The sequence below is a fragment of the Pseudooceanicola batsensis HTCC2597 genome (assembly GCF_000152725.1).
Taxonomy (GTDB): Bacteria; Pseudomonadota; Alphaproteobacteria; order Rhodobacterales; family Rhodobacteraceae; genus Pseudooceanicola; species Pseudooceanicola batsensis.
The window spans coordinates 207,907-221,243 of sequence record NZ_AAMO01000007.1; the positions used below are offsets into that span (position 1 = coordinate 207,907).

The window sequence follows — 13,337 nt, forward strand, 5'->3', positions numbered from 1 at the left end:
ATCCGTGGCCCGGGGGCACATACCCCACACCGGCAATCCCATTCGACGCGGAACTGGGTCTCCTACGCTTTGAGCACCGGAGGCTCTGACCGATGAAAGACCTGACTCCAACCGTCACCACGGGCCCTTTGCCCGCCTCGCGCCGCGTCTGGCACGCGGGCACCCGTCACCCCGATATCCGCGTCCCCATGCGCGAGATCGACCTGCACCCCACGGCCGGGGAACCGCCCGTCACCGTCTATGACAGTTCGGGTCCCTATACGGACCCGGATGCGCAGATCGCCATCGACCGGGGCCTGCCGCGCCTGCGCGAGGACTGGATTGCGGCCCGCGGCGATACCGAAACCTACGCAGGTCGGCATGTGACCCCCGCGGACAACGGCTTTGCCGAAGGCGCGCGGCTGACGCCCGAATTCCCCGTCCGCAACGCGCCGCGCCGCGCCACGCAAGGACGGGCCGTCACCCAGATGGCCTATGCCCGCGCGGGCATCGTCACACCCGAGATGGAGTTCGTCGCGATCCGCGAAAACCTCGGGCGCAAGGCGCAGGCAGAGGCCCATGCACAGACATTGCCGCGCGACGGCGAAAGCTTTGGCGTGGCGATCCCGGATGTCATCACGCCGGAATTCGTGCGTGATGAAATCGCCCGTGGCCGCGCGATCATCCCCGCCAACATCAACCACCCCGAGGCCGAGCCGATGGCGATCGGTCGGAACTTCCTTGTGAAGATCAACGCCAACATCGGCAATTCGGCGGTGACCTCCTCGATGGCCGAGGAAGTGGAAAAGATGGTCTGGGCCACCAGATGGGGGGCCGACACGGTCATGGACCTGTCGACGGGCCGCAACATCCACAACATCCGCGACTGGATCATCCGCAACAGCCCTGTGCCGATCGGGACCGTGCCGCTCTATCAGGCGCTGGAAAAGGTCGGCGGCATCGCCGAGGACCTGAGTTGGGAGGTCTTTCGCGACACGCTGATCGAACAGGCCGAGCAGGGGGTGGATTACTTTACCATCCATGCGGGTGTGCGGCTGCACATGATCCCGATGACGGTGAACCGGGTGACCGGGATCGTGTCGCGCGGCGGGTCTATCATGGCCAAGTGGTGCCTGCACCATCACCGCGAAAGCTTCCTCTACGAGCATTTCGACGAGATCTGCGAGATCGCGCGCGCCTATGACGTGTCCTTCAGCCTCGGTGACGGGCTGCGGCCGGGATCAATCGCGGATGCCAATGACAAGGCGCAGTTTGCCGAACTTGAGACTCTGGGCGAGCTGACGCAGATCGCCTGGGCGCGCGACTGCCAGGTCATGATCGAAGGGCCGGGCCATGTGCCCATGCACAAGATCAAGGCCAATATGGACAAGCAACTCGCCACCTGCGGCGAGGCGCCGTTCTATACGCTCGGGCCGCTCACCACGGACATCGCGCCGGGCTATGACCATATCACCAGCGGGATCGGCGCGGCGATGATCGGCTGGTTCGGCACGGCGATGCTCTGCTACGTGACGCCCAAGGAACACCTCGGGTTGCCCGACCGCGACGATGTGAAGGTCGGCGTCATCACCTACAAGATCGCGGCCCATGCGGCGGATCTGGCCAAGGGCCATCCGGCGGCGCAGATCCGCGACGATGCGCTCAGCCGCGCGCGGTTCGAATTCCGTTGGGAAGATCAGTTCAACCTCTCGCTCGATCCCGAAACCGCCCGGTCGATGCACGACGAGACCCTGCCGAAAGAGGCCCACAAGGTCGCGCATTTCTGTTCGATGTGCGGGCCGAAGTTCTGTTCGATGCGCATCAGCCACGACATCCGCGCCGAGGCGCAGAAGGACGGCATGGCCCGCATGGCCGAGAAGTTCCGCCAAGGCGGAGACCTGTACATCCCGCTGGAGGACAAGGCATGAGCCATGCACCGGACACCCTTCTGACCGCGCTGCGCGCCACGCCGCCGCTGGTGCAGTGCATCACCAACTACGTCGCCATGAACATCGCGGCAAACGTGATGCTGGCTGCGGGGGCCAGCCCCGCCATGGTTTCCGACGTCGAGGAGGCCGAGGAATTCGCCGGGATTGCCGGAGCCGTGACCGTGAACATCGGCACCCTGTCGCCGCCCTTCGTCGCCGGAATGCACGCTGCGATCCGGGGCGCGCGAGGTGCGGGGCGGCCCTGGGTGCTGGATCCGGTGGCCTGCCAGGCGACGGCCTATCGCCGCGCGGTGGTGCAGGCGCTGGTTGCCGAAGGCCCGACGATCATCCGGGGCAATGCCTCGGAAATCCTGTCGCTGGCCGGAGAGGCGAGCAGGGGGCAGGGCGTCGACGGGCGCGATCCGGTCGCGGCAGCGGAAGAGGGCGCGCGTCGGCTGGCGCGCAGCAGCGGTGCCGTGGTCGCCGTGACGGGCGAGGTGGACTACGTGACCGACGGAGAGCGGGCAGTGCGGATTGAGGGAGGCTCGCCCTTCATGCCGATGAACACCGCGCTTGGCTGTTCGCTCACCTGTCTCTGCGGGGCCTATGCTGCGGTGGCCGAAGACGCCTTCGACGCCGCCGTCGCTGCGCTGGCGCATTTCGCCGTTGCGGGGGCGAAGGCGGATGAGGGCGCCTCGGGGCCGGGCAGCTTTGCGCCACGGTTCCTCGACGCGCTGGCGGCGGTCACCCCGGCGGACCTGTCACGGGGGGCGATCCACGATGCGGCGGTGCCGGCGTGAGGCGCACCACAAGGCATTGTCCTGACCTGTCGCTCTACCTCGTGCTCGATCCCGGCCTCTGCGCCGGGGTCGGCATCGTCGAAACGGCCCGCGCCGCCGTGGCGGGGGGCGCCATGGTCGTGCAACTGCGGGACAAGATGGCCGACACCGCGCGGATGATCGAGACGGGGCTTGCGCTGAAGGCCGTGCTGGCGGGCACCGGGGCGGCGCTGATCGTGAACGATGACGTCGAGGCCGCCGTCGCCATCGGCGCGGATGGGCTGCACATCGGGCAGGGTGACATGGCGGTGGCCGAGGCCCGCGCCCGGATCGGTGCGGGCATGGTGCTGGGCCTCTCGGTCGAGACGCCTGCACTGGCGGCATCGGTGGACGCTGGCCAGGTCGATTATATCGGGGCCGGGCCGGTCTTTGCCACGCTCTCCAAGCTGGATCACAAGACCCCCGTGGGTTTCGAGGGGCTGGCGGCGCAGGTTGCGGCCAGCCCGGTGCCTGCGGTGGCCATCGGCGGGCTGAAGGCGCAGCACGTGGGCGCGGTCCTGAAGACGGGCGCGCGGGGCGTCGCGGTGGTTTCGGCCATCTGCGGCCAGCCCGACCCCGAGGTCGCCGCCCGCGCGTTGCGGCAGGAGATCGACGCGCTAGGGCGCTGAGCCCCAGAGCGCGTGGAAATGATGCACCGGCCCATGGCCATGGCCGACGTCCAGCTGGTCGCCATGGGCCAGCGCCGCGTGGAGATAGGCCTTGGCGCGGGCCACGGCCTCGGGCATCGGGTGATGTGGCAGCAGCGCCGCAATGGCCGAGGACAGGGTGCAGCCCGTGCCGTGATCGCTGGTCGTGGTGATGCGTGGCGCGCGGAAGGCCTGCGTGCCCTCGGGGCCGGCCAGAAGATCTGTGCTGTCCTCGCCCGGCAGATGCCCGCCCTTGAGCAGCACGTAGCCGGACCCGAGCGCCATCAGCGCGGGCAGGGCGGCGCGCATGGTCGGGGCGCTCCAGTCGTCGGGGCGATCCAGCAGGACGGCGGCCTCGGGCAGGTTGGGCGTGATGACGGCGGCCAGCGGGACAAGCCGCTCGCGCACCGCCGAAACGGCCTTGGGGTCCAGCAGCGCATGGCCGCTTTTCGCCACCATCACCGGGTCGAGCACGATGTTGCGCGCCCCATGATGCAACAGCCGGTCGGCCACGGCCTGCGCGATGCCCGCGTTGGCGATCATCCCGATCTTGACGGCGTCGATCCGCACGTCGTCGAAGACCGCGTCGATCTGGTCGGCCACGAAGGCGGGGTCCAGGGCCTGAAAGGACCGCACGCCGCAGGTGTTCTGCGCCACCACGGCGGTGACGACCGAACAGGCATAGGCGCCAAGTGCAGAGAAGGTCTTGATATCGGCCTGGATGCCCGCGCCGCCTGATGGGTCGGTGCCTGCAATGGTGAGGACATTGGCGATCATGCCGACACCTCTGCCATCAGGGCGGCCGCGTGACCCGCAAGCTCGGCCACGTCGCGGCTGAGCGCGAGGTGACCTTCCTTCAGCGCCGCGATCTCGATCCAGCGGGCCTCGAGCGCGTCATCTGCGGCAACCGGGTCTCCGGCGGTCCAGCGGCACAGGACGGCGACCAGGATGAAATGTCGGCGCAGCACGCCTGCGGGGTCGTGGTCGAAGGCGTCGAGGGCGGTGATCACGCGCAGCGGGTCCGCGGCGACGCCGGTTTCCTCTGCCAACTCGCGGATGGCGGCGTCGAACAGGGGTTCGCCCTGATGCACCTTTCCGCCGGGAAAACCCCAGAGGCCCGCATCGGGCGGATTGGCCCGGCGCACAAGCAGCACCTGGCTGTCGCGGACAAGAACGGCGATGGTCGCCGCGATCGGGCGCGGATCTGTCGGTTGATGTGGCAAGTCGGCCTCGTCATGCTGAGGCCGGCAAGGGCAAGAGGTCTGCGCGATCCTGTCCCTTCGCCGGCATGATCCGGATCAGGTTCAAAGGGTCACCGCGCTGCATCTGCCAGCGATATCTCAGCCCCTTGGCGGGACACCCCTAGGTGAGGGGCAGCTTATCAGGCTGAGCGCCCGGTTCAATGCCGGGCGGATGTGCTTGCGCCTGCCGTCGCTTGCTGAAACTTTGGGCAAAACAGACAAGGCAGCAGTCATGGAGTCCCTGTTCCGTTCGCTTGGCCCGGTTATTGGCCGCCCCTCGCCAGCCGAAGCCCTTCGCGCCGGGATCGGCGCCCTGATCGGGCTTGGGGTGACGGGCGCATTCCTGTTGTCGCCCGTGGTCGACCTGACGCTTGGCCTTTACCTGATTGCCCCGTTCGGTGCGACGTCGGTCCTGCTGTTCGCAGTGCCCAACAGCCCGTTGGCGCAGCCGTGGTCGGCGGTGGTGGGCAACACTCTTGCGGCACTGGTCGGTGTGGCGGTCTGTTCCGTGGTCGCTGACCCTGTCCTGCGGATCGCCCTTGCGGTCGGGCTGACGATTACGGTCGGCATCCTGTGTCGCGCGATCCATCCCCCGGCGGGTGCGGTCGCCATGACAGCGGCGATGAGCCCGGAGGCGGTCGAGCGACTTGGATTCTGGTTCGCGATCGCGCCCGTCGCCACGGGCACCCTCGCGCTGGTCGTCTGTGCTGCGATCTACGCGCGGCTCACGGGGCGCAGATATCCATTCCGCCAGTTCGATGAGCCAAGTCGCCACCGCACCGAAGATCCCGATCCCGCCAAGCGCATCGGGCTGTCCCGAGAAGAACTGACGGAGCTTCTGGATCGCTATCGCCAGTCGTTCAACCTGGGTGTCGAGGATCTGGCGCGATTGATCGGCGCGGCCGAGTTGCAGGCCGCCGCGCACCGGACAGGTCCGCTTCTGGCGACCGACGTCATGTCGCGTAATCTGGTGACCATTGGCCCGGACACTCCGCTGTCAAAGATTGCGGACCTGTTCAGACATCATCGCTTCACATCGCTTCCGGTGACCGGGGTCGAGGGGCGTTATCTTGGCGTGATCTTCCAGATGCACCTGATCGACCGAGCGCGCGAGGATGCGCTTCGGCTCGACCGTGGCTATCTCGCGGCGTTTCGGCGCCTGATCGACCAGGATCGCACGCAGCCGGTCCGAGCCAAGGATATCATGAGCGTCGCCGGGCCTCGGGCGGTACCGGCGACTCCGGTCGGGGTGCTCCTGCCGATGATGGCCGATGGTGATGTCGATGCGGTGCCGGTCCTCGAAAACGGCCGGATCGTCGGCATCGTCACCAGGACGGATCTGATCGCCGCCCTCGCGCGGTCCGGGCTGCGGGCACAGGGCTGAGAGGCGGCGGCCCGGTCAGGCCGGTTCGAGCGGGTGATCTTCGGGAGTCGGGACGCTTGCGAGACCCGCGACAGGGACATTGTCGATCAGGCGCACGCCATCGAGCCAGGCGGCCAGGAAAAGGCGACCGGGGCGGTCTGCCCTGGTCATCAGCTTGAGGTCGGGGTCGCTGCGCAACTCCAGGTAGTCGATCGTGTCGAACCCTGCAGAGAGCAGCGCCGCCCTGGCATTATCGAGGGCCTGCGCAACTTGTCCGCCGCGGGAGATGACACGCGCGGCGTCGTCCAGGACCTGGGCGATCACCGGCGCAATTTCGCGTGGCCCTTTGGCGAGCCGGAGGTTGCGCGAGGACATGGCGAGGCCGTCTTCCTCGCGAATGGTCGGACAGCCGACAATCTCGGTCTTCAGGTCCAGATCCTCGGCCAGGCGGGTCACCACCTGCAGCTGCTGGTAATCCTTTTCCCCGAAATATGCCCGGTCGGCGTCGGTTTGCAGGAACAGCTTGGTCACCACCGTGGCCACCCCGTCGAAATGCCCCGGCCGCGCCCCGCCACACAGGCCTTCGCTGACGCCGGTCACCGACACGGTCGTGGCGAAGCCTTCGGGGTACATCTGCGCGCCATCGGGCACATAGAGGATATCCGCGCCATAGGGCGTCAGCTTTTCTGCATCGCTGTCCTCGGTCCTGGGGTATTTCGCCAGATCCTCGGGGTTGTTGAACTGCTTGGGGTTCACGAACAGCGTCACGATCACCCGGTCGTTTTCGGCGCAGGCGCGGTCGACAAGGCTGAGGTGACCGGCGTGCAGCGCGCCCATGGTCGGCACGACGCCGATGCTCTCTCCGGCGCGGCGCCAGTCTTGGGTCATGGCGCGCAGCTCGGCCTTGGTGCGGATGATCAACATGTGCCTGGTTCCTCCTGCGAAAAGACATGTTCGGGGGCCGGGAAGCTGCGGGCGCGGACCTCCTGGGCGTAGGTGCGGATGGCGGTGCGGGCGTCGCTGGCAAGATCGCCATAGCGCTTGACGAACTTCGGCTTGAAGGCATCGAAAAGGCCCAGCATGTCGTCGATCACCAGGATCTGTCCGTCACAGCCTGAAGAGGCCCCGATGCCGACCGTGGGAATGTCGATACCCGCGGTGATCTGATCCGCCAGAGCGGCGGGCACCTTTTCCAGCACGACCGAGAACGCCCCGGCGCGGGTCACCGCACGGGCGTCTTCCAGGATCCGGTCCGCATCCGCGCCGCGCCCCTGCACCTTATAGCCGCCTAGCGCGTTCACCGCCTGTGGCGTCAGGCCGATATGTGCCATGACGGGGATGCCGCGATCCACGATAAAGCGGACCGTCTCTTCCATATGCGCGCCGCCTTCCAGCTTGATCGCGCCGGCCCCGGTTTCCGCCATCAGGTGGGCGGCATTGCGAAAGGCCTGGGCCGGGCTTTCCTCATAGCTGCCGAAGGGCATGTCGACGACCATCAGCGCGCGGCTGAGGCCACGGGCGACGGCGCGGCCGTGCAGCACCATCATCTCCATCGTCACGCCGAGGGTCGAGGGCAGCCCGTGCAGCACCATGCCGACGCTGTCACCGACCAGAACCAGATCGCAGTCCGCGTCCGCCAGCTGTGCCACGGGGGTCGTATAGGCGGTCAGGCAGACCAGCGGATCAGCCCCCTTGCGCGCACGGATGTCGGACGCGGTGAGGCTGCGTTGCGGGGCGGATTGGCTCATGTCGGTCCTCCTCAGACAGGCTTCCGTGGGGTTACCCGGTTCAACATTATTTCGCAAGTGCAGCGTAATATTATTGCGTTTGAATATGAGAAGCAGTCATATATGTGCGTGGCCGGTTGTGGGCTCAGAAGTCCAGTCCCAAGTCCAGCACCCGCGCCGAATGGGTCAGCGCACCGGATGAAATATAAGCCACGCCAGTCGCCGCGACCTCGGCGATGCGGTCCAGCTTCATGTTGCCCGAGGCCTCCAGCACCATGCGTCCGGCGGTCATTTCCACCGCTTTCGCAAGGGTTTGCGTGTCCATATTGTCCAGCAGCACCACATCCGCGCCGCCCTCGTCCAGCACCTCCGCCAGCTGGTCCAGCCGGTCAACCTCAATCTCGCAGCGGATCATGTGGGACGCCTGTGCCTTGACCGACTGCAGCACAGGGCGGATGCCGCCGGCGGCGGCGATGTGGTTGTCCTTGATCAGGATCGCGTCCGACAGGCTGAAGCGGTGGTTGAACCCGCCGCCATGCAGCACGGCCTGTTTTTCCACGATCCGCAGCCCCGGCGTGGTCTTGCGGGTGCAGGTCACCCGGGTGTCGGTGCCGCGCGTTTCCGCGACGAAGGCGGCGGTCAGCGTGGCAATCCCGGACATGCGCCCGGCAAAGTTCAGCGCGACCCGTTCGCCCGACAGGATCGAAGCCGCGTCGCCGGTGATCTCCATCAGCAGATCGCCGGGTGTGATGGTGTCGCCATCGGTCTTGTGCGCGGTGATTTTCAGCGCGGGATCGACCAGCCGGAAGGCCAGCGCGGCGATTTGCAGGCCCGAGACGACCCCGGGTTCACGGGCGTTCAGCCGTGCCGCATAAGTGGTTCCGGCCGGAATGACCGTGCGGGTGGTGATGTCGCCATAGGTGCCCAAATCCTCCATCAGCGCGGCGCGGACCAGCGGTTCCAGGATCAGGTCGGGCAGGGGAGAGGGGTTCGATCTCGGGGTCATGCTGGTTCCTTTCGGGCCTGGGCGCGGATGTCCGCGGCCTGCGCAAGGGTCAGGAAGGAGCGCACACCGGCCTCACCCGCGGGGGCGGGAAAATCCGACCGGAAATGCGCCCCGCGGCTTTCGCGGCGCGACAGGGCGGCGGCGGCGATCAGCGTGGCCGTTGCCGTCATGTTGAGAAGGGCGTCGCAATCGGGTTGCGCGGCCTCGATTTCGGCGATGGCGGACAGGGTGTCCCGCAGCCCCTTGGCATCACGGATCACGCCGGCGCCATCTGTCATCGCTTGCCGCAGCCGGGCGACCAGCGCCGGGTCGGGGGCGGGGGCGGCAGGCAATTCGGGCAGGGTGACGTCCGCGGCTTCGGTGGTCGCGGGCGGCAGTTCCGCGTCGATTGCCAGCGCACAGCGGCGGCCATAGACCAGCGCCTCCAGCAGCCCGTTCGACGCCAGCCGGTTCGCCCCGTGCAATCCGGTCGAGGCGGCCTCGCCACAGGCCCAGAGGCCGGGCAGGCTGCTTTGTCCCGATGCATCCGTCGCAATGCCGCCCATGTGGTAATGCGCGGCGGCGGCGACGGGGATCGGGGTGTTCACCGGATCGACCCCGGCCTGCCGGCAGGCGGCGGCCACGGCAGGGAAATCGGTCAGGATGCGCGCGCCAAGTGCTGCGCGCGTGTCCAATGCCGGGGCAAGGCCCGCCTGCGTCTGGGCATAGACGGCACGGGCCACGATGTCGCGCGGCGCAAGCTCTGCGTCGGGATGCGCCGCCAGCATGAAGCGTTCGCCGTGGCGGTTGACCAGGACGGCACCTTCGCCGCGCAGGGCCTCGGTCGCCAGGGGGGCAGGGTCCTGTCCGACGGCAATGGCCGTGGGGTGGAACTGGACGAATTCCGCATCGGCGATCTGCGCCCCTGCGCGGGCGGCCATGCCGATCACCTGCCCGCGGATGCGCGGCGGGTTGGTCGTCAGGGCAAAAAGCCCGCCGGACCCGCCACCCGCCAGCAGGACGGCCGCGCCGCGGATCGCAATCGGGCGGGTGATGCCGTCGGTGCAGCATGTGACCTCGACCCCGCGGGCCACGCCGTTTTCCATGACCAGCGCGGTGGCCATCACGCCTTCCAGAACCTGGATGTGGTCGGCGTCGCGCACCTGCGTGGTCAGGGCACGCATGATCTCGGCCCCGGCCTGGTCGCCCCGGACCCGCACGACGCGGGCAAAACTGTGTGCGGCTTCGCGCGACAGGACATAGCCGCCGACCGCGGTCCGGTCGAAGGGCGTGCCCAGCCCGGTGAGGTCAAGGATATGCGCCCGGGCCTCGGCGGTGACGGTACGGGCCACCTGTGGATCGACGGTGCCCGCACCGGCACTGATCGTGTCCCGGGCATGTGCCGCGGCGCTGTCGGCGGGGTCCATCGCCGCCGCCACGCCGCCCTGCGCCCAGGCCGATGACGCGCCGGTGCCCAGAGCCTCGGGCGAGATCATCAGAACCGGACGCGGCGCCAGGCGCAGCGCGGCATATTGCGCGGCCAGCCCCGCGCCCACGATGATGACACGGGACGTGTCGATTGGGGTCATCACCTCAGCCGGCCAGCTTGGCGGAAAGGTCGATCATGCGCTGCACGGCGATACGCGCCCGGTCGGCCACCGCCGGGTCGACCTCGACCGCGCCCTGCATCGTGTGCAGCGACCACAGCACCTTTTCCAGCGTGATCTTCTTCATGTAGGGGCACATGTTGCAGGGGCCCACGAAATCCACGTCCGGCAGCGCGTCCGAGATGTTCGAGGCCATCGAACATTCCGTCACCAGCATCGCCTTTTCAGGACGTTCCCGCGTGACGTAATCGATGATCCCGCTGGTCGAGCCCGAGAAATCGGCCTCGGCCACCACGTCGGGGGGGCATTCGGGATGCGCGATGATCCGGGTGCCGGGGTTCCATTCGCGGAAATCCTTCAGGTCCCGCGCGGTGTATTGTTCGTGCACGATGCACGACCCGTCCCACCAGACGATCCGCTTTTCCGGCACCTGCTGTGCGATGTTCTGCGCCAGGTACTTGTCCGGCGTCATGATGACCGTGTCCGCGTCCAGCCCGCGCACGATCTGCACCGCGTTCGAGGAGGTGCAGCAGATATCGGATGCCGCCTTCACCTCGGCGGTGGTGTTCACGTAGGTGACGACCGGCGCACCGGGGTATTTCGCCCGCATCTCGGCGATGCCGGCGGGGGTTATGCTTTCGGCCAGCGAACAGCCCGCGTCCATGTCGGGGATCAGCACCGTCTTGGACGGGTTCAGGATCTTCGACGTCTCGGCCATGAAATGAACGCCGCATTGCACGATCACGTCGGCTTCGACCTTGGTCGCCTCGATCGCCAGCTGCAGGCTGTCGCCGACCACGTCCGCGATGCCGTGGTAGATCTCCGGCGTCATGTAATTGTGGGCCAGGATGACCGCGTTGCGTTCCTTCTTCAGCTTGTTGATCGCGGCGACATACGGCGCGTAGACCGCCCAGTCGGGGGGCGTCACGACACGGTCCATCCGGGCGTAGATGTCAGCATTTGCCTTGGCGATGTCGGTGGACGGAGATAGATCGTAGTGATCGGCGAGTTCGGCGCGCAACGCGATCTGGTCGAGCAAAAGCGGAGTTCCTGAGGTTACTTCGGGCCGCCGTGGACGGCGCGACCGCACGCGGGGGGCGTCGGCTAAGAGGTGTTTACGGGTCGGCTTACCTTAGGGCAAGTGTGCGGGTGTCTTATTTGAATGACGCACGCTAACATGTGCCGAAAGCCACCGTCATACGATTATGGGCTCAGACGTCGGTGCGCAGGCAAGACTTTGGATCCGGTCCAGAGGCGAAGCGGGCTTTCAGCAGGCATTCGTCGTATTCCGAGCGAACCTCGGAATCGAACACAATGCCGCCGCCTACGTTGAAGACGGCCTCTCCGCCTGCGTGCAGTGTGAGGGTGCGAATGACAACATTGAAGCGCATCTCGCCGGACGGAGCGATGAACCCAATGGCCCCACAATAGATGTCACGCGGACGACTTTCCAGCGCACGCAGGATCTGCATCGCACGGATCTTCGGAGCTCCGGTGATCGAGCCGCAGGGAAAGAGCGCAGTGAAAGTATCGGAGACGGTCGTCCCCAGTGCCAGCTGAGCCCGAACGCGGCTGACCATCTGATGCACTGTGGGATAGCTTTCGATCCGGAACAGCTCGGGTACATGCAGCGTGCCCAGTTGGCAGATGCGCGAGATATCGTTGCGCAGCAGGTCGACGATCATCAGGTTCTCGGCTTGGTTTTTCCCGTCCTGTCGCAAGGTCTCGGCAAGGGCGGCGTCTGCCTCGGGCGTCGATCCCCGCCGGATAGTGCCTTTCATCGGATGGGTCTCGATCCAGCCTTCCGCGTCTACCTGGAAGAACAGTTCAGGCGACCGTGAGAGGATGATTGGCCCACCCAAGTCGACCAGGGCAGCATAGCGGACCGGCTGCCTGGCGGTCATTTCTTCGAACAGCGCTATCGGATCTCCCGACCATCGCGCGGAGAACGGGAAAGTCAGGTTCGCCTGGTAGCAATCGCCTGTGCGAAGGTGTCGGTGGACCCTTTCGAAACGCGACCTGTAATCCTCGAAGGACCATTCTGGCCGGACATCCGTCAAAGTCGCCTTGCCTGTTGCCCGTGTCCCGACCGATCCAGTCTCGGGCGCGTTGAAGACCCCCATGAGCACGAGCGGCAGGCGGCGGCCTCCGGGCATGATGTCACGCAAGTTCGGCTCGAGAGCGTAACCGGCCTCGTAGCTCACGTAACCGGCACACCATTTCCCGGCCGCACGTGTGCGTTCCATCCGGTCGAGCGCGGCCTGGACTTCGTCCGGATGGTCGGCGCGGATCACCTCGCGTGGTGTGGCGAACCGCATCTCGGTACCGGCGAGGTCATCGCGCAGCAGAATGCTTGGCCCGTCCGCGCGATAGGCTGCTTCAGGCCTGTCCATCGGGAGCCGTCAAGGCCTGGGCTTGATCGTAGTCTACCGCGAAGCGCAGTTCGCGCAGGGGTTTCACCCGGCGGATCGATTCCGCGTAGGTTTCGTGCGCCTTGTAGGCAGCCAGGGCCGCATCATCGGCGAATTCGCCGTAGACAACGACGTCGATTTCCTTGCTGTTCGGATCTGACTTCCGATTGAGCGAGATTTCGAGGTGCTGGGCATGTGGGATGCCGGTGAGCATCTGGAGCCCTTTTCGGATGGATTCGATATTGTCGTCGTTGATGGCGGTGAAAAAGACGATGTGGCGGATCATGGCAATCCCGGTTGGTTTCTGAGAACATGCGGATGCTCCCGACGCGTGGCCCGGAGTCGTCCGCAGACCGAGTTTTAAGGTCTGCATCGCTTCGTTCAACCGGATAGTGCTGGGTCATAAAGGAGTGTGTCACCTGACCCTAGCCTGCCTTCTGGTCCTTCTCTGACCGGCGTCGCGCCATTCAAGAAGACTGGTGCCGACTACGATACGGCACCCAAACGCGACCACGGCTTCAACGTCGACCTCGGCAAGGATGCATATGAGGACGATCCGTTCCTGCAGGCCACATTTTGTGGTCCCAATGGCGCTGGCCTGCTCCCCTTGGTGTCCGCGTACTTCAGCTCG

General features: G+C 66.5%; 13 protein-coding genes and 1 riboswitch. Of the genes, 4 read left to right on the top strand and 9 right to left on the bottom strand.

The window, feature by feature from the left end; genetic code table 11:
* Window positions 1-92: 92 nt before the first annotated feature.
* Genes thiC through thiE form a run of 3 tightly spaced genes read left to right on the top strand, consistent with a single transcriptional unit; the run spans window position 93 to window position 3,354 of the window.
* Window positions 93-1,907 carry a phosphomethylpyrimidine synthase ThiC gene (thiC, locus tag OB2597_RS01025; RefSeq protein ID WP_040608785.1) on the top strand — a complete coding sequence of 605 codons (1,815 nt, stop codon included), beginning with the start codon at window positions 93-95 and terminating at the stop codon, window positions 1,905-1,907.
* A complete protein-coding gene (gene thiM, locus OB2597_RS01030) occupies window positions 1,904-2,707 on the top strand; it encodes a hydroxyethylthiazole kinase (RefSeq protein ID WP_009803644.1) in 804 nt (267 codons plus the stop codon). The genes thiC and thiM overlap by 4 nt, the downstream gene beginning before the upstream one ends.
* The gene (gene thiE / locus OB2597_RS01035) at window positions 2,704-3,354 is read left to right on the top strand and encodes a thiamine phosphate synthase (RefSeq protein WP_040608786.1); all 651 of its coding nucleotides are present in this window, start codon (window positions 2,704-2,706) and stop codon (window positions 3,352-3,354) included. The genes thiM and thiE overlap by 4 nt, the downstream gene beginning before the upstream one ends.
* Here the strand turns inward: thiE and thiD are convergent.
* Together thiD and OB2597_RS01045 are read right to left on the bottom strand one after the other, a co-directional pair.
* The gene (gene thiD / locus OB2597_RS01040) at window positions 3,343-4,149 is read right to left on the bottom strand and encodes a bifunctional hydroxymethylpyrimidine kinase/phosphomethylpyrimidine kinase (RefSeq protein WP_009803646.1); all 807 of its coding nucleotides are present in this window, start codon (window positions 4,147-4,149) and stop codon (window positions 3,343-3,345) included. The genes thiE and thiD overlap by 12 nt on opposite strands.
* Window positions 4,146-4,595, bottom strand: a complete 450-nt coding sequence (locus OB2597_RS01045; RefSeq protein WP_009803647.1) for an NUDIX hydrolase — start codon at window positions 4,593-4,595, stop codon at window positions 4,146-4,148. The genes thiD and OB2597_RS01045 overlap by 4 nt, the downstream gene beginning before the upstream one ends.
* Before the next feature lie 34 nt (window positions 4,596-4,629).
* Window positions 4,630-4,746, bottom strand: a riboswitch (TPP riboswitch).
* Between the two features lie 99 nt (window positions 4,747-4,845).
* On the opposite strand from OB2597_RS01045, the gene OB2597_RS01050 reads away from it, so the two are divergent.
* On the top strand, window positions 4,846-5,997 hold the full coding sequence (locus OB2597_RS01050; RefSeq protein WP_009803648.1) for an HPP family protein: 1,152 nt from the start codon (window positions 4,846-4,848) through the stop codon (window positions 5,995-5,997).
* Window positions 5,998-6,012: 15 nt separating this feature from the next.
* On the opposite strand, the gene panC is transcribed toward OB2597_RS01050, so the two are convergent.
* The 7 genes from panC to OB2597_RS01085 form a co-directional block, all read right to left on the bottom strand.
* Window positions 6,013-6,900, bottom strand: coding sequence for a pantoate--beta-alanine ligase (panC, locus tag OB2597_RS01055; protein WP_009803649.1), 888 nt, complete (start codon window positions 6,898-6,900; stop codon window positions 6,013-6,015).
* Entirely contained in the window at window positions 6,894-7,724 is an 831-nt protein-coding gene (panB, locus tag OB2597_RS01060) for a 3-methyl-2-oxobutanoate hydroxymethyltransferase (protein WP_009803650.1), read from the bottom strand. Before panB ends, panC begins: the two co-directional genes overlap by 7 nt.
* Window positions 7,725-7,848: 124 nt before the next feature.
* Window positions 7,849-8,709 (bottom strand): carboxylating nicotinate-nucleotide diphosphorylase, encoded by an 861-nt coding sequence (nadC, locus tag OB2597_RS01065; RefSeq protein WP_009803651.1) that lies wholly within the window; start codon window positions 8,707-8,709, stop codon window positions 7,849-7,851.
* The gene (locus OB2597_RS01070) at window positions 8,706-10,277 is read right to left on the bottom strand and encodes an L-aspartate oxidase (protein ID WP_009803652.1); all 1,572 of its coding nucleotides are present in this window, start codon (window positions 10,275-10,277) and stop codon (window positions 8,706-8,708) included. The genes nadC and OB2597_RS01070 overlap by 4 nt, the downstream gene beginning before the upstream one ends.
* Before the next feature lie 4 nt (window positions 10,278-10,281).
* Entirely contained in the window at window positions 10,282-11,334 is a 1,053-nt protein-coding gene (gene nadA, locus OB2597_RS01075; protein ID WP_009803653.1) for a quinolinate synthase NadA, read from the bottom strand.
* A gap of 172 nt (window positions 11,335-11,506) precedes the next feature.
* Window positions 11,507-12,688: an aminodeoxychorismate synthase component I gene (locus OB2597_RS01080; RefSeq protein WP_009803654.1), complete on the bottom strand. Its 1,182-nt coding sequence runs from the start codon at window positions 12,686-12,688 to the stop codon at window positions 11,507-11,509.
* Entirely contained in the window at window positions 12,675-12,992 is a 318-nt protein-coding gene (locus tag OB2597_RS01085) for a Dabb family protein (RefSeq protein ID WP_009803655.1), read from the bottom strand. Before OB2597_RS01085 ends, OB2597_RS01080 begins: the two co-directional genes overlap by 14 nt.
* Window positions 12,993-13,337: the final 345 nt, after the last annotated feature.